The 17181-nt window shown below is 46.2% G+C and carries 18 protein-coding genes; 6 read left to right on the top strand and 12 right to left on the bottom strand.

Going from position 1 to position 17181, the window contains the following annotated elements:
• Positions 1-81: 81 nt before the first annotated feature.
• The 12 genes from WB308_RS06865 to WB308_RS06810 all read right to left on the bottom strand — a co-directional run bounded on the left by WB308_RS06865 (position 82) and on the right by WB308_RS06810 (position 10608).
• On the bottom strand, positions 82-1062 hold the full coding sequence (locus WB308_RS06865; protein ID WP_424190285.1) for a DUF475 domain-containing protein: 981 nt from the start codon (positions 1060-1062) through the stop codon (positions 82-84).
• A gap of 33 nt (positions 1063-1095) precedes the next feature.
• The gene (locus WB308_RS06860) at positions 1096-1791 is read right to left on the bottom strand and encodes a 2OG-Fe(II) oxygenase (protein ID WP_424190283.1); all 696 of its coding nucleotides are present in this window, start codon (positions 1789-1791) and stop codon (positions 1096-1098) included.
• Between the two features lie 2 nt (positions 1792-1793).
• On the bottom strand, positions 1794-2183 hold the full coding sequence (locus tag WB308_RS06855) for an ExbD/TolR family protein (protein WP_424190281.1): 390 nt from the start codon (positions 2181-2183) through the stop codon (positions 1794-1796).
• A gap of 3 nt (positions 2184-2186) precedes the next feature.
• Complete coding sequence (gene exbB, locus WB308_RS06850; RefSeq protein ID WP_424190279.1) at positions 2187-2639, bottom strand: TonB-system energizer ExbB; 453 nt, start codon at positions 2637-2639, stop codon at positions 2187-2189.
• Positions 2640-2642: 3 nt separating this feature from the next.
• Positions 2643-3476 carry a sensor histidine kinase gene (locus tag WB308_RS06845; protein WP_424190277.1) on the bottom strand — a complete coding sequence of 278 codons (834 nt, stop codon included), beginning with the start codon at positions 3474-3476 and terminating at the stop codon, positions 2643-2645.
• Positions 3466-4122, bottom strand: coding sequence for a response regulator transcription factor (locus WB308_RS06840; RefSeq protein ID WP_424190275.1), 657 nt, complete (start codon positions 4120-4122; stop codon positions 3466-3468). Before WB308_RS06840 ends, WB308_RS06845 begins: the two co-directional genes overlap by 11 nt.
• On the bottom strand, positions 4112-5119 hold the full coding sequence (gene pyrC, locus WB308_RS06835; protein WP_424190273.1) for a dihydroorotase: 1008 nt from the start codon (positions 5117-5119) through the stop codon (positions 4112-4114). The genes WB308_RS06840 and pyrC overlap by 11 nt, the downstream gene beginning before the upstream one ends.
• A gap of 1 nt (position 5120) precedes the next feature.
• Positions 5121-6491 carry a phosphomannomutase/phosphoglucomutase gene (locus WB308_RS06830; RefSeq protein WP_424190271.1) on the bottom strand — a complete coding sequence of 457 codons (1371 nt, stop codon included), beginning with the start codon at positions 6489-6491 and terminating at the stop codon, positions 5121-5123.
• A gap of 212 nt (positions 6492-6703) precedes the next feature.
• Positions 6704-7882, bottom strand: a complete 1179-nt coding sequence (locus WB308_RS06825; RefSeq protein ID WP_424190269.1) for an ammonium transporter — start codon at positions 7880-7882, stop codon at positions 6704-6706.
• Between the two features lie 173 nt (positions 7883-8055).
• Positions 8056-8394 (bottom strand): P-II family nitrogen regulator, encoded by a 339-nt coding sequence (locus WB308_RS06820; RefSeq protein ID WP_424190267.1) that lies wholly within the window; start codon positions 8392-8394, stop codon positions 8056-8058.
• A gap of 127 nt (positions 8395-8521) precedes the next feature.
• Positions 8522-9853 (bottom strand): ammonium transporter, encoded by a 1332-nt coding sequence (locus WB308_RS06815; RefSeq protein WP_424190265.1) that lies wholly within the window; start codon positions 9851-9853, stop codon positions 8522-8524.
• Between the two features lie 416 nt (positions 9854-10269).
• Complete coding sequence (locus WB308_RS06810; protein WP_424190263.1) at positions 10270-10608, bottom strand: P-II family nitrogen regulator; 339 nt, start codon at positions 10606-10608, stop codon at positions 10270-10272.
• A 182-nt stretch (positions 10609-10790) separates the two neighbouring features.
• Between WB308_RS06810 and gyrA the strand changes: the two genes are divergently transcribed.
• The 6 genes from gyrA (at position 10791) to WB308_RS06780 (ending at position 17071) form a co-directional block, all read left to right on the top strand.
• On the top strand, positions 10791-13274 hold the full coding sequence (gene gyrA, locus WB308_RS06805; protein ID WP_424190261.1) for a DNA gyrase subunit A: 2484 nt from the start codon (positions 10791-10793) through the stop codon (positions 13272-13274).
• Positions 13275-13324: 50 nt separating this feature from the next.
• On the top strand, positions 13325-13780 hold the full coding sequence (locus WB308_RS06800; RefSeq protein WP_424190259.1) for an LPP20 family lipoprotein: 456 nt from the start codon (positions 13325-13327) through the stop codon (positions 13778-13780).
• Positions 13729-14148 (top strand): hypothetical protein, encoded by a 420-nt coding sequence (locus WB308_RS06795; protein ID WP_424190258.1) that lies wholly within the window; start codon positions 13729-13731, stop codon positions 14146-14148. The genes WB308_RS06800 and WB308_RS06795 overlap by 52 nt, the downstream gene beginning before the upstream one ends.
• Before the next feature lie 63 nt (positions 14149-14211).
• The gene (locus tag WB308_RS06790) at positions 14212-15366 is read left to right on the top strand and encodes a sigma-54-dependent transcriptional regulator (RefSeq protein ID WP_424190256.1); all 1155 of its coding nucleotides are present in this window, start codon (positions 14212-14214) and stop codon (positions 15364-15366) included.
• 147 nt (positions 15367-15513) lie between these two features.
• Positions 15514-16542, top strand: a complete 1029-nt coding sequence (locus WB308_RS06785; RefSeq protein ID WP_424190254.1) for an aspartate-semialdehyde dehydrogenase — start codon at positions 15514-15516, stop codon at positions 16540-16542.
• Position 16543: 1 nt separating this feature from the next.
• Positions 16544-17071, top strand: a complete 528-nt coding sequence (locus tag WB308_RS06780; RefSeq protein ID WP_424190252.1) for a YqhA family protein — start codon at positions 16544-16546, stop codon at positions 17069-17071.
• The last annotated feature ends 110 nt before the right edge of the window (positions 17072-17181 follow it).

Here is a 17181-nt window from a genome sequence, read left to right as displayed (position 1 = left end):
TCAATTCGGATGGTTATTGGTTTGCAGGGGATTGTAAAATGAAGATAAAAAGTGAGGATGCCGTCTGAAAAGACGACATACTTATGGAAGCTGATTCGCTTTTTTGTTTTCCCATATAGAGTGGAGAAACGCGATCGCGATCAGACCGATACCAATCGTTCCCGTCACCATTTCACTGATATGGGTCGTGATTTTCATCAACATAATGATCGCTAAAATCCCGATTGCATAATGGGCACCGTGTTCGAGATAACGGAAATGCGAAAGCGTTTTATGCTCAACGAAATAGAGAGTAATACTCCGGACGAACATTGCCCCCACACCGAGCCCGATCATAATGATGAAGATATTGCTGGTGAGGGCAAACGCTCCGATAACGCCGTCAAAGCTGAAGCTCGCATCGAGAACTTCGAGATAGATAAATCCGGCGATACCGCTTTTGACCGTGTCAGAAGAGAGAAAATGATCCAACATCCCCAGTAATGAGTGAAGCAATACTCCGTACATAAACGCCAATACGACTCCAAAATCCTGTGTAATGTGCCCCAGAGCAATCCCCACCATAATCGCGGTAATCAGCTCGATATTGGCCACACCTGAAAATTTTTCCATGGCTTTGGAACCTTCGACGAAGGTCACCCATTTGACATCGTGATCGCCGAAGAAAAAGTCCAAGAAGACCATCAACAAGAACGCTCCCCCGAATGCGAAGATTGTCGATTCCGTTGCTTTGAGCACTTTTTCGTACTCTGCAGGCTGATTCATCGCCACTTGAAGGGTTTCAATCAACCCCATCCCTGTCACAATCGACACAATCGCAAGGGGAAAGACCAAACGCATCCCAAAAACGGCAATCGGAATACCGAATACGATAAATCGTTTCTGCCAAATCGGGTCCATCGTTTCGAGTACTTTGGCATTGACTACCGCATTATCAAACGAAAGAGAGATTTCAAGAATGATCAACAAAAAGGTGATGTAAATAGCGGCAAGTCCGCCGAGGTAAAACGCTGCAATCAGACCGATAGCCATAATCGCAAACGAGCTGTAAAAGTAGCGCATGTGCATCCTTCGAAAGTAATGCGCAATTATAACTTACATGTGGGCATTATGCCATTGAACAAGTGAAAGACGAAATCCCTCTTTGACAGGAAGCACTTCATGGGAGAAATAGGGATTACTGAAAAACACCACCATATCCCCTGCTTCGGGACGAAGGGTTATCGTATTGCCATGCTCGTCACATAAATAATTAAAAAGGAGCTCTCCCCCGCTGAAATGGTCACTGTCGGTCGGATGGGGCGTATAGGAAGTCGTAAAAAGTACGGTAGTAAGCTTGCGTTCGGGGGCAACCGTTTTATAGCCGATCACATCTCCCTGATTATTTCTTAGCTCACTTGAATCGTCACTGTGTTTAACGTAAAACGAGCCCCTTTCATACCCTAACACCTGCACATCTGTCGCTTTGGCAAGAGAAAGGGTAAAGAATTTTTCAATTTCAGCTTTCACCGCTTCAAAACGACGATTATAAATTTCTTGGTGTTCGGCACTCAGAGCATGTATATCAGTTTTACGAATAGCGGTATCGAGAGAGCGTCCGCGAAGTTCCGCCTGCACCGTTTCTTTATCCGCTAGCGCAGCAGCAGTGATAGCTCGGCACTCTGTAGGGTTAAGCACCCCTTCGAGTACCATATAAGGAAAATCATAATAGGGATTCGGCAACCGCTTGGTCGGAATATCCCACTCTAAGAGTTCATCACGTGCGTATACATAGTTGCTGATTTGATGCACGGCTATTTCTGTTTATCGGTCACAATATAGAGTTGTTCATGCCCTAGACGTTTGAGAACATCCATGACGCCGACGAAATTTTGGAATGCCGCCTCTTTATCACTGTAAAGAACCACCGTCATCTCTTTGCCTCCGGCAACAACACGCTGCTCAAACTCAGCAAGGGTAATCGGTGTTTTCTCCTCACCCAACATCAGCGTCCCGTCTTTTTGGATGGTCAGTTTCAATTCACTCGGTTTATGCTCTGCCGCTGTCCCTTTGGCTTCCGGGAGATCGACAGGGATCAATCCCGTTTTAATAAAGGTCGCCGTAGTAAGAACCATAACCAATAGAACGAGCATGATATCGATAAACGGAATAACATTGATCGTATCGATCCGTTTCATTTTCATGGGTTACCCTTGTTTTTTATGGGCGTTAATTTCCCATAAAGTGATCAGACGCTCCATTTTACGAAGCAAGATATTGTAAAACACAATAGCCGGAATCGCAACGACAAGCCCCATTGCCGTTGCTTTGAGTGCCAACGCAAGCCCTGTCATAATTTTCTTCGGATCAACGGCACCCACGTCTCCGAGAGAATAAAAAGTGATCATGATCCCCAAAACGGTACCGAGCAGCCCTACATAGGGTGCATTTGAACCAATTGTTGCAATGGTCGAGACGTTATTACCAAGATCGAGTTCCAATTCCTCTTTCGTCTCATATTCTTCGATACGAACGGCACCATACGCCATCATACGTTCGATAAAAAGCCATAAAGAAACGATGCTCATGATCACCAGAATTCCGATAATTCCGTAATCCACTGCCGAGTGTGCAAATTCCAACCAGCTACTATTTTCCATTAGTTATTCTCCTTTTTTAAATTCAAGTTTGACACAGGTCCCTTCTCCGACTCGGGAAGCAACATGCAGATTAATATGATGGCGATCACAATACCGTTTCACGAGACTAAGCCCGATCCCGAATCCCGCCATCGTCGAATCGTTTTGGTAGTAGCGATCATAGATACGCATGAGCGTGATCTCATCCATTCCGATCCCCTGATCGCAGATACTCAGCGATTGATCTCGTAGATTTATCGCGATATGCGGTATCTGCCCGGAGTATTTCACACCGTTTTCTACCAAATTATCAATCACTTTACCCAATCCGATCCGATCGCACGTCACCCTCTGCGGCTCCAATGAAAGTTCCCAAATGACGGAGGGGTAAAGGGAACGCAAGAATCCTAAACGCTCCTCAATTAACTCACTCAAATCAAAAGATTCGATTCTCTCTCGTTCCGTCTGCTTTTTGATCAAATAATCGAGCTCATTATACCGCTCTTTTAGCATCTCTGTCGCTGTTTCAATCCGATCGAGACGTTTTAAGCTCTTTTCATCATTATGCGTTTTACGCAACATCTGAGCGTTTGCCGTTATCGTATTGATCGGGAGATTCAGCTCATGCAGCGTCTCTTTCGAAAAACGCTCCAGATGTTCAAAATGCTCTCGCAAAGGGGTAATTGCGATTTTTGCCAACACTCCACCCGCGATGAGGGTCAGGATCAGCGAAACGAAGGCTATAATACCCCACTGTTCTACCCCCAATACCTGATGAACATAATAGATACCGGCAATCAAAATAGCGGTGGTTGTAACGTAGAGCGATGCTAACGCAATTTGGACACTACGAAACAAGACGATATCCTACCCCACGAATATTAACGATCAGCTCCGATCCGATCTCCTGTTTGAGACGGTTGATATAAACCCGTATCGCCCCGTCACTGATCATTTCCGAAGGGTTCCAGAGGGTATCCATAATCATCTCTTTCGTAACGATCTCCCCGGCATTACGGATAAATAGTGCCATCAGTTGGTACTCTTTGAGTGAAAAAGGGATCTCTTTTCCCCCCATTAAGACACATTTATGAAGTTCATCAAGGCACAGTTCGCCGACACAATGGCGACTTTTTCCCTTGGTACGACGCAACAATGCATGGATTCGAACAAGGAGTTCATCGGTATTAAACGGTTTTTTGAGATAATCATCGGCTCCGACTTCGAATGCCAGGGAGAGGGTTTCAATATCTTGATAGGAGGTCAGGTAAATGGCCGGAGTCGTATCATTGGCACGTCGAAGCTCACCCAACAGGGATAACCCGTCGATAAGGGGAACATTAATGTCAAGAAGGTAAAGATCAAAATGGTTCTTGTAAGTCTCATCCAGAGCACTCTGCCCATTGCGGCAAAGGGTTACCCCAAACCCCTCTTCCTCGAGGACATCTGCTATCGATTCACCGAAGAGGAGATCATCTTCGAGGAGGAGAATTTTAGTCGACACGCTCAATCGACCACTTCAGAGTTTCGCCCGCTTTCATCGGTACAACAGTTCCGTAGATTTCAGGGACAACAAAATCGTGTTTGACCAACACCACCTCTTTAAATTCGGCACAGATGCCGTAAATGCGTTGCGCATTATCACTGACAAAGGCTTGAAGGTTACCCAATTGATCGTGTGCTTCAAACACTTCACACAGCAGTTGCAAAGCGATTGGGGCGGTAAAGACCCCTGCTCCGCATCCGCATGATTCTTTGGTATGTTTGGGGTGCGGTGCGGAGTCGGAACCGAACATCACTTTCGGATGAGCACTCAGAGCCACTTTGAGAAGTGCCGCACGGTCTTCCGGACGTTTTGCAATCGGTTTGCAAAACAAATGCGGTCGCAGCATCCCCCCCGCTACGTCATCAAGGGTAATGATGAGATGGTGCACCGTAATCGTCGCATACAGATTATCGTATTTATCAAGCATCGCTACTGCATCGGCGGTCGTAATGTGTTCCATAATGATTTTGAGTTTCGGGAAATTGAGTGCCAGCTTCTCATAGACACTCATAAACTCCGCTTCACGGTCCATCACAAATCCATTCGTCTCGCCGTGAACCGAGAGGATGATTCCCAGATCAGACATCGCCTGAAGCGTTTCACGCATCGGCTCGATATCGAAACTTACCACTCCTCCCTCTGAGTTGGTCGTTGCCCCGCTTGGATAAATCTTGATCGCGGTAATTTCATTTTGAACGCTCTCTAAGAATTCACGGCTGTAATTTTGGTAAAAAAGGGTCATATACGGTTCAAAATCGTCACGCCCGATAGCATGCTTGATCCGTTTTCTATACTCTTTGACCATCTCCTTGGTCGTAACGGGCGGGACGAGATTGGGCATCACCAACGCACCGCTAAAGCTGTACGACGTAAGCGGAGCCACCGTCTCCAACATCTCGCCGTCACGTAAATGTAGATGCATGTCCAACGGCATCGTTAACGTAATCGATTCCATATTAGACCTTTAACTGATTTTGAGCATCTTGAATGAGAGCGTTTAACGCCTTTTCATATCGCTTGGCTTCATCCGCATCCGTTGATTCAAAACGGGTAACGAGGACCGGCGTCGTATTACTCGCCCGCACCAATCCCCACCCTTTATCAAAAATGACCCGTACACCGTCCACATCGATGATATCACGGATAGCAGGAAAATCACTCGGAGGTGTTTGCAAAAGCTCTTTGAGTTTCGCAATGAGGGGAAATTTTTCCTGTTCCGTTGTTTTGACTTTGATCTCTTCGGTCGAAAATACCTGCGGAAGTTTTGCAATCTCCGCATCGAGATCGATCCCTTCGTGAATGAGTTCAAGCATACGAAGCGTCGCATAAATCGCATCATCGTACCCGAAATAACGATCGGCAAAAAAGACATGCCCGCTCACTTCGCACGCCAAATCGGCATGAAGCTCTTTCATTTTGACTTTCAGGTTTGAGTGCCCCGTCTTGTACATCACGGCAGTCGCACCGCGTTCATGCAAAATATCGTACATTACCTGTGAACATTTGACTTCGCCGATAACGATCGGATTTTTCATCTTGAGGGCAAACAGCAACGCCATCATGTCCCCTTTGATGTTGTTTTTAGGGGTCAACACCGCAATACGGTCGGCATCACCGTCATAGGCAAATGCGATATCCCCCTCTGAGGCGAGGAGTTTTTTGATGTCTTCGAGATTATGTTCTTCACTCGGATCAGGGTGGTGATTTGGGAACGTCCCATCAGGATCGACATAAATCCCTTTGGTTTTGAGCCCCAATTCGTTAAAAATATCTTCGATTGCCAGACCTGCAACCCCGTTTCCACAGTCATACACGATCCGCTCACTCATCCCACGCAAATGGCCAAATGATTCCACCATAAACCGCTTGTAACGGCTTAGAGCATCGATTTCCGTGACGTTCCGCTCTACTTTGTGAGGAAAAGGGAGAGTCTCGATGTTGCGTCCGAGCGCGTAAATCGATTCACCGAAAAAAGGAAGTTTATTGATCGTGATTTTAAATCCGTTGTATTCACTCGGGTTATGCGAACCGGTAATCATCACCGACGCACACGCATTAACCCCATCAAATTCCTGATAATTACAAAAATAGTTTACCGGGGTAGGTACCATACCCATCCCAAGTACTTTCATACCGCCGGCGTTCAAACCGGCAGTCAAATATTCAAAAAGGATCGGTGAATGGGAACGTGCATCATAACCGACTGCAACGTATTCACCGTATTGTTTCATCTCGTTCGCTAACGCATATCCTAGACGGGTAATCGTCTCTTCGTTCAACTCTTTTTCATAAATCCCACGGATATCATATTCACGGTAAATGCTCATATTTTCCCTTATTTATCAATATTAACAAATTATACAACGAGGTAGTTAAAGGAGTCTTTGATGAGGCCTCAAGCCCCAACGAAGAATAGTGAAGAAGTGTTACAACAGTGTTAAGTATCTCGTCATCCTCGGACTTGATCCAGGGATCCATCCCCAAATTTAATAAAAGCTGGATTCCCGCCTTCGCGGGAATGACGATATAACGTGATAAATTAGATGGCTCTTTTAAATTCAGGATACGCTTCAAGTCCACATTCACTGACATCAAGCCCCTGAACCTGATCTTCATCCGAAGCGCGGAACGGTATAAATTTATTGAGTAGGTAAATCACGCTAAAAGAGACCGTAAAGACAAAAAGAGCCATCACCCCTACCCCTTTGAGCTGATTGAGGAGCGTTACGTTGTTGACCGGATCAGCGGCAAAAATACCTACCGCAACGGTTCCCCAAATACCGTTAACCAAGTGAACCGATAATGCCCCTACCGGATCATCGATACGGAAACGGTCAAAGAGCGGTACGGCAAGAACCACCAACGCTCCCCCGATCCCGCCGATGAGAATTGCATCGATCATCGTATACAAATGGGGGCCTGCCGTAATCGCGACCAATCCCCCCAACGCGCCGTTGAGAATCATCGTAATATCGAACAGTTTATAGCGTGCATAGATAGCGATACCGGCGATAATCGCTCCGGCGAGACCTGCGGTGTTCGTATTAAAAATAGTCAAAGCAACACTGTCTGCCGCCTCTTTCGTCGAAATTGATCCTACCGAACCGCCATTAAATCCGAACCATCCGATCCATAACAACATTGCCCCAAGAACGACCAGCGGGATATTGGATGCGGGAATAACACGGATTTGATTTCCGACATAACGTCCTTTACGGGCCCCGATGACCAAAATTGCCGCGAGCAATGCCCATCCTCCGGTCGAATGAATCACCGTTGAACCTGCCAAGTCGACCATGTTCAAATCAAAAATGGTATCTTTGAGCCAATCACTTCCCCAGCTGATGTTGACTGCTGTCGGATAGATCAACGCACCCATAATAACGGTAAAAAGGGTTAATGGGAGCAGACGGGCACGCTCACCGACTCCGCCGCTCATAATGTTGATTGCTTTACCGACAAATGCCATTTGAAACATAAAGAAAGCCCATTGGCTCATCGTTTGCGATTGAAAATCACCAAATGCCAGATGAAATCCCACCAAAATAAATGCCATCGACGCAACCGCATAAATCATGACATTCACCGTCAATACACTCGAGACGTTTTTAGTACGAACCAAACCTGCTTCGAGCATCGCAAAACCGGGGACCATTAAAATGATTAACGTGATAGAGAAAAGGGTAAAAAGGGTATCAATAACGTAGGTAGTATCCATGCGGCACCTTTAATACTAAAATAAAGGTGTGCATTATATATTCATATAAATGGATTTGAGAAGAAGTATTGATTAATTTTTAATCAACTTGTTTTGTCATTACGAGTAACGAAGTGACGCGGTAATCCATAAAGATAGATTGCCACGCTATCGCTCGCAATGACGAGAGAGGATTAAATAGCTTCCATATCCGTTTCACCCGTACGAATACGAACGATTTTATTAATATCACTCACGAAGATTTTACCATCCCCGATTTTGCCGGTACGTGCCGCTTCGACGACCGTATTCACTACTGAATCAACCATCGCATCATCGACAACCATCTCCATTTTGATTTTCGGGAGAAAATCAACCACATACTCGGCACCGCGATAAAGTTCGCTATGCCCTTTTTGACGTCCGTAACCTTTTACTTCACTAACCGTCATACCCGTAATACCGATTTCGGCAAGGGCGTCTTTTACATCTTCCAGTTTAAATGGTTTGATTACCGCTTCAATTTTTTTCATGTTGTATTCCTTGTTTACTTTATTCTTAGATTTAGCGTGGCTAGCCACGCAAGAGCCTTCTGCTGAAGAAAACTCAGCGTTAGCGCAGCCAAAGGGATTTTATTCCTTTGGCGTTCCAAACTGTATCTTATAAATTAAACCCACGTTCACCGTGTACCGACTCATCCAAACCTTGGCTCTCTTGTTCTTCGTTAACACGTGAACCGCCTGTTAATGCCATTGCAATATAGTAAACCACGATCGTACCGACCAAAGTAAACATTCCGACAACAAGTACCGATTCAAGCTGAACCATGATTTGTCCCATACGATCACCTGAATCTTTCAACGGTCCAGCCCAAAGAAGTGCATTGTCCGTATTTGGCGTGTATGCAGCGAAGATACCGGTTGCAATCGCACCCCAAAGACCTGCAAGGAAGTGAACCCCAAATGCATCCAACGAATCATCGTAGCCCAATTTTTTCTTAAGCGCCGTTACCCCGAAGAACGCGATCAAAGCACCTGTTGCACCGATAATAAAAGCACCCGATACTCCTACGAAACCCGCTGCCGGAGTAATCGCTACCAATCCTGCAATCGCACCGGTTGCCGCACCGAGCAATGTCGGTTTTTTGAATACCGCATACTCAACCACGATCCATGTTACCGTAGCGACGGTAGCCGCAATGGTTGTTGTCAAATACGCAAGACCGGCAATAGCGTTTGCACCGAATGCAGACCCGCCGTTAAAACCGTACCAACCGAACCATAAAAGACCCGCACCCACTGCAGTGAGAATAACGCTTGCAGGTTTCATAGCCACTTTCGGGTATCCCGCACGTTTACCGATCAAAAGCGCGAGTACAAGACCGGCCAAACCACCGTTCATATGTACAACCGTACCCCCAGCGAAGTCAAGAGCACCTTCATTGAAAAGGTAACCGCCACCCCATACCATGTGCGTAATCGGAGCATAAACAACAATCGTCCAGATAAAGGCGAATACCATCCAGGTTGAAAATTTCATACGCTCAATCACTGAACCGGCAACGATTCCGACCGTAATTGCCGCAAATGTCCCTTGGAAGACAACAAATACCAATTTAGGGTAAAGCTGACCAAGATCAACACTCGCAAATTCCGTCCAGCTGATACCGCTGAGCATAATGTGATTAAAACCACCGATAACTTGGTTCATTGAACCTTCAGCCGTACCAAACGCCATTGAGAAACCGGCGACAACCCATGCGATAAAGGACACCGAAAATGCACCGAATACCATTGCAAACGTATTAAGAATATTTTTAGAACGGGTCATACCGCCATAAAACAACGCTAACCCGATTGGGGTCATCAACATGACGAGTGCCGTAGACATCATCATCCATGCAGTATCCCCTGAATTGAGTACAGGTGCTGCAGCATCTTCGGCAAATGCCGATACGCCCAGTAGCGATAAAGCTAAAAGCCACTTTTTCATTTTCTCTCCTTATTTGGACTCTTTAATTGTCCGTATTGACTTGAATCTCGAATACCATTGTACAGAGTAATCGAAACACGAGAGTGCAAATGGATGATTAATTTTTAATCAGTACTGCAGATGAATTTAAAAACAGATGGATTTTTATAGTATAAGGAAAGAGAATAGCAAAATTAGTATTGCGCATTTCCTAGAAAGTAGCTAGCTTTCAAAATCTCCAGCATTTATGCAAGTAGCGTTTCAGGAAACATCCCTATGGGAGCGCTTCGCTTGTTTTGGGGATTGCAAAGGTGAAAAGCGTCAGAAAAATTCAACTGCTTGAATTTTTTAGCTTTGAAACCAAAGGCTATATGCGAAAGCATAGCCGAAGGAGTCCTTGCCACCGAAATGGACTTTGCTCATTTTGTTGTGTGCTATCAAATCGCGTCGCTACCGGTTTCACCCGTACGAATACGGATGATTTGGTTGATATCGCTGACAAAGATTTTACCGTCCCCGATCTTACCGGTTCGTGCCGCTTCCACTACGGTATTAACAACCGTGTCGAGCATATCATCATCAACCACCATCTCTATTTTAATTTTAGGAAGAAAATCGACGACATACTCGGCACCGCGATAGAGTTCGCTGTGCCCTTTTTGACGTCCGTATCCTTTGACTTCACTGACCGTCATACCCGTAATACCGATTTCGGCGAGTGCATCTTTCACATCTTCGAGTTTAAATGGTTTGACAACCGCTTCAATTTTTTTCATTATAAGTAAACTCCCTACACATAGTGACGTAATTGTAGCTTCTTTTACCCTCAGAACCAAATTATCGTTAACTTTTTCAAACGATTATATGAATCTTTTAAGGGTTCATTTTTTCCCTTTTAGGGTTCTTAAGTCTCGTTGAGATATAATCGGAAACTTAATCTTCACTTTTCGGGGGCGAAATGAACGATCTGCTTGACAACAGCGAAATCAACGACATTAATATAGAAGATACCCTTAAGAGCAGCTATCTTGACTACTCTATGAGCGTTATCATCGGGCGGGCTCTCCCCGATGTACGCGACGGTCTCAAACCGGTTCATCGCCGTATCCTTTATGCAATGGACAAACTGAGTCTCTCAGCCGGTGCTAAGTATAAAAAATCGGCCCGTATCGTCGGGGATGTTATCGGTCAATACCACCCGCACGGTGACACTTCTGTCTATGATGCGTTGGTTCGTATGGCACAACCTTTTGCAATGCGTGCACCGCTCGTAGACGGTCAAGGAAACTTTGGTTCGGTTGATGGCGATAACGCTGCGGCTATGCGTTATACCGAAGCGAGAATGACCCGCTATGCCGGAGAATTGCTTAAAGACCTTGAAAAAGATACCGTTGATATGGTCGATAACTACGACGGTACGACGCAAGAACCGGATGTTCTCCCGACTCGGGTTCCCAATCTTCTCATCAACGGTTCAAGCGGTATCGCCGTCGGTATGGCGACCAACATCCCTCCTCACAATCCCAATGAAGTGCTTAGCGCACTCGTACACCTTATGGATAATCCGAATGCTACCCTGATTGAGATTATGCAGTTTATTAAAGCACCCGATTTTCCAACAGGGGGAACCATCTACGGTAAAAAAGGGATTTTGGACGCGTATGAGACCGGCCGCGGCCGTATCCGAGTACGGGCGAAAACCCACATCGAGAAAAAATCGAACAAAGACGTTATCGTTATCGATGAATTACCGTATCAGGTCAATAAAGCGCGTCTGATTGAAACGATCGCCGATTTGGTTAAAGACAAATTCATCGAAGGGATCAGCGAAATTCGCGACGAATCCGACCGTGAAGGGATTCGCGTTGTCATCGAACTCAAACGCGATGCTATGAGTGAAATCGTTCTTAACAATTTGTATAAATCAACCAATATGGAGACCACGTTCGGAATCATCATGCTCTCGGTTTACAATCAAGAGCCCCGTGTTTTCACTCTCCTCGAAATGTTGGGCCACTTCATCAATCACCGTAAAACGGTCATTATCCGCCGAACCATTTTCGACCTCGAAAAAGCGAAAGCGCGTGCCCATATCTTGGAAGGTTTGAAAAAAGCGCTCGATCATATCGAAGCGATTATCAAACTGATCCGTGCCAGTGCCGATGGCGAGAGTGCAAAAAACGGCCTTATTTCAGAATTTGGGTTCTCCCCGATTCAAGCTCAAGCCATTCTCGATATGCGCCTCCAGCGTCTTACCGGATTAGAGCGTGATAAAATTGAAAATGAGCTCAAAGAGATTTTGGCGCATATCGAGTACTTAGAGAGCATTCTCCGCAGCGAAGAGGTACTCAAAGATATTATCAAAGGAGAGTTTGTCGAGCTTGTTGAGCAATACAATATTCCGCGCGTCACCGATATCGAAGATAATTACGATGATATCAATATCGAAGATTTGATCCCGAACGAGCCAATGGTGGTTACTATTTCTCACCGTGGATACATTAAACGCGTTCCACTGGTAGCGTATGAGAAACAAATCCGAGGCGGTAAAGGCAAAATTGCCGTAACGACCTACGACGATGACTTTATCGAGAAATTCTATACCTGCAACACCCATGATACGTTGATGTTCGTGACCGATCGCGGACAGCTCCACTGGCTCAAAGTGTACAAAATCCCTGAAGGATCACGTACGGCCAAAGGGAAAGCGGTCGTCAATCTCATCAACCTCGAAGCCGATGAGAAAATCCGTTCCATCATCCCGACAACCGATTTCGATGAGAAAAAATCTCTCGTATTCTTTACCGAAAACGGTATTGTAAAACGTACCGCATTGAACGAGTTCTCCAACATCCGCAGTAACGGAGTCCGTGCGATCGTTCTGGATGATGATGACGCACTCATCACCGCACACATCGCGAACGAAGAGACCAAATACCTCTTTATTGTGACCAAATTCGCCCAATGTATCAAATTCGAAATCGAAAAAACGCGTGATCAGGGACGCAGTACCCGCGGTGTACGTGGTATCAAGTTCAAAATCGAAGGGGACGTTGTCGTTGATGCCAACATCATCAAATCCGACGAAGAAGAGATTTTGATGGTCAGCGAAAAAGGGATTGGAAAACGAACCACGGCTGAAGAGTACCGCCTTACCAACCGTGCCGGTTCCGGAGTCATCGCGATGAAACTCAACCAAAAAACCGGAACCACGGTCGTCGGATGTGTTATGGTCGATGAAACGATGGATCTTATGGCGCTCACCAAAGCAGGTAAAATGATCCGTGTCGATATGCAAACCATCGCCAAATCGGGACGCAATACCAGCGGTGTTTACATCGTCAAAGGGGACGATGTCGCCAGTATTTCACGTTGTCCGAAAAAAGAAGATGAAGAGGATGAAGAATCCGAAGGGGCTGAGGGAACTCTTGGATTGGAATAGTATTTGCTTTAATTAAATCAATTATTCCAAACCTAACCGAAGGAACCTGAATGCGCATTTCTGCTGCTCTTGTACTGCTTCTCACTGTTCCCGCGCTTCATGCGGGATTCTTATCCAGCAATGCCTCCGAATCCCAAGTCAAATGTGTCTACAGCGGCACCGACGGCCATTGCGTCGAACCGATACTCAAATCAGAAAACGAACTGGTGATTACCGTCGTAGGTCAAGGTGTTGCCCCATCGGTAACCGCCTCTCCGGCTCAAGCGTATGCCTTGGCAAAACGTGCTGCCATCGCGGATGGATACCGCCAAATCGCTGAAAAAGTGCGCGGAGTCCATGTTGAAGGTCAAGACAGCATCAAAAATATGATGCTTACCCAATCAAGCACCCGTACCTCGGTCGAAGCACTGGTGAGAGGGGCCAATGTCAACAACACTACATTCAAAGAGGGTCTGTGCGAAGTCGAAATGGAAATTGCCCTTTCATACTCACGAGTCTTGCAGTAACCTGTACCCTCTCCCTTGCAGCCGACCACTACTATATAGGGTATCGGCTCACCTCTAAAAATACACAGCCCATTGAAGAAACGCTCACCCTCTCCAAAGCAATGCGTCCCTGCTCAACCCGCCCTCTTTCCAATATATCACTTCAGCGATTGGAAAATGAAACCCTTGACGCACTCCTTGAACGGGAACGAACCCGTTTCTTACAATTTGCCGCTTCTCAAGAGTTCAGAGTCAAAAGCAACGAAACACTCACCCCCATACATATCGAAACACTCCATACCCTTACCCTCCCCACACAGTGCTATGCAGTCGAGTTTAATGATCGCTCTGTTACAATCACCTTACTACTTCAGAATGACGACAATTGAGCAAAAGCCCATTTGTCTTCGCTACTAAAGATTGCCTCTACCGAGGCGGAGATAAGGATGTAAATGAAGATTGCGATTGTTGAAGATGATATCAATATGCGCAAATCGCTGGAAATTGCGATGGGCGATTATGAAAAATACGATGTTCATACCTTCAAAAACGCCCGAGATGCCCTCAAAAAACTTGATGATACGTTTGAGCTGATAATCAGCGATATCAATATGCCGGGGATGGACGGCATTGAGTTTGTCAAAACCCTCCAGGGGAAGTTTGAGGTGATCATCATCACCGGGAATGCTACCCTCACCCGCGCCATCGAATCGATCCAACTCGGAGTCAAAGACTTCTTGCTCAAACCGTTCGAAATTGAGACCCTGGTTGCCGCCATCGAACGAACAGCCAGTGTTGCTAAAAAAACACCGCAAACCGTCATCACCACCGTCTCGTCACCTTCCAGTTTTTTAGGCAGTTCTCCGGTCCTCGAAAAACTTCTCAATCGTACCGCCAAAGCCGCTACCACCGATGCGAGTATTATGCTCTTAGGGGAAAGCGGAGTGGGCAAAGAGGTGTTCGCCCGCCACATTCACGATTCATCGCCGCGTTCGTCCAAGCCTTTTATTGCTATCAACATGGCAGCAATCCCCGACAACCTGATTGAGAGTGAACTTTTCGGGTTTGAAAAAGGGGCTTTCACCGATGCCATCGAAGCCAAAATGGGTCAATTTGAACTCGCCTGCGGCGGAACCCTTTTTCTTGATGAAATCGCTGAAATGCCCTATCCTCTCCAAGCAAAATTATTACGGGTCCTTCAGGAGCGTGAGATTCGCCGTCTGGGTGCTTCCAAAAACACCAAAATCGATGTACGCCTTATCTGCGCTACGAACGCTGACTTGCACAGCAAAATTACGGAGGGAAAATTCCGCGAAGATCTCTACTATCGCCTCAACACTATCCCCCTTAATATTCCCCCCCTACGTGAACGGCGTGAAGAGATCCTGAGCATTGCCGAAGCGGCGCTGATACGCTACTGCACACAATACGGCTTTGAACATAAATCTTTTTCACTGAATGCCCGCCATGCACTGGAATACTACAATTGGCCGGGAAATATCCGTGAACTGATATCCGTCGTTGAGCGTTCGGCGATTTTAAGTGACGGGAGCGTGATCGATACCGAAGACCTCTTTTTGGAAGCACGGGGCTTAGGAAGAATTTAGCCTGCCGTCATTGCAGGCTTGATCCGCAATCTCAGATCCTGAACCCGATTCAGGATGACAGCATCAATGCGGCAATAACACTACAGTTTTTTTCAAGCCCCTCTTCGCTATAATCGCGCCATTATTTTCCACTTTTAGGAAGTGTCTATGAAACTTTACAATGTTGCCATCGTCGGTGCCAGCGGTGCCGTCGGAGAAGAAATTTTACGTATTTTCGAAGAGATCGATTTTCCTCTGGCAAAACTCGTCCCGTTGGCCAGTGCACGCAGTGCAGGCACTACCGTTACTTTCAACGACAAAGAGCTCGTTATTAAAGAGTTGACCCCTACGGTATTCACTGAAGAAGCAATCGATATTGCCCTTTTCAGTGCCGGAGGAAGTGTTTCAGCCGAGTTTGCTCCCTACGCCGCTAAAGCCGGAGCTGTCGTTATCGACAACACCAGCCACTTTCGTATGTTTGAGGATGTCCCTCTCGTCGTTCCTGAAGTCAATCCAGAGGATATCGCTCAGTGGAAAAATACCGGAATCATTGCCAATCCTAACTGCTCTACAATCCAAATGGTTCAAGCTCTCAAACCTCTCGATGATGCGTACGATTTACAACGTATCGATGTCAGCACCTATCAGGCAACATCCGGTGCGGGTAAATCAGCGATGGAAGAACTCGTAGAGCAAATGCAAGCCTTCTTTGCCTTCAAACTCGATGATATGGAACCGAAAAAATTCCCTCACCGAATCGCTCTTAATGCCATCCCGCAAATCGATTCGTTTACCGACAGCGGATACACCAAAGAAGAGCTCAAAATGGTAAATGAGACCCAAAAAATCATGCACAAAGATATCGAAGTGAGCGCAACCTGTGTCCGTATTCCGACGCTCCGCGGTCATGCCGAAACCCTTACCCTCACGTTTGACGGTGCGGTGGATGCCGATGAAGCGCGTGAGCTGTTACGTAAAGCACCCAATATCATTGTACTTGATGAGCCATCTGAAAGCATTTATCCGATGCCGTCTCTGTGCATGGATCAAAATGAAACCTTTGTCGGGCGTATCCGCAATGATCTTTACCGCGAAAACGTCCTTCATCTGTGGGTTGTTGCCGACAACCTCCGTGTCGGTGCCGCTACCAATGCCGTACGAATCGCCCAGAAATGGGTAGAGATGCAGGGAGAATAAAATGAACTTCATCGAAACACTGTTTGAAAAGGGTCTTTGGAGTTCACGATTTATCATTATCCTGGCAGTCATTTTTGGTCTTCTAGGGGCTATTTTACTCTTTACCATTGCGAGTTTCGATATCTACAATACGATGCGGTATGTCATTAATACCTATGTCACCCATGCCCATCCGGAACACTTCCATGAAGAGGTCGTAGGGGGTATCATCGGTGCGGTTGATTTATACCTTATCGGTGTCGTCATGATCATCTTCTCATTCGGTTTGTATGAACTGTTTATCTCCGACATCGATCCGGCAAAAGACGAGAACGGTAAGGAAAACCAGTTATTAGCGGTCCATTCACTCGACCAGCTCAAAGATAAAATTTCCAAAGTGATCGTCATGGTGCTTGTGGTCGGTTTTTTCCAAAAAGTGGGACATACCGTATTTACCGGAGCATTAGAGCTCCTTTATCTTGCCCTCTCAATCACCGCCGTTGCCGTTGGACTTTATTTCCTCAGTAAAGTGGGCCATCACGACCATTAATTATTCGTCTCTGCGGTATCCTTGGAAGCCATATGCAGAGGCAGTAGTGCCGAGAGCATACGAGCGATTTGCCGCAGAGATGCACTTCTTTTGTTTCTTTTCTTGGTGAC

Source organism: Sulfuricurvum sp. (assembly GCF_049587615.1).
In the GTDB taxonomy this organism is placed as follows: Bacteria; Campylobacterota; Campylobacteria; order Campylobacterales; family Sulfurimonadaceae; genus Sulfuricurvum.
The sequence above is the reverse complement of the archived record's forward strand: the minus strand, read 5'-3'. Positions and strand labels throughout refer to the sequence as shown.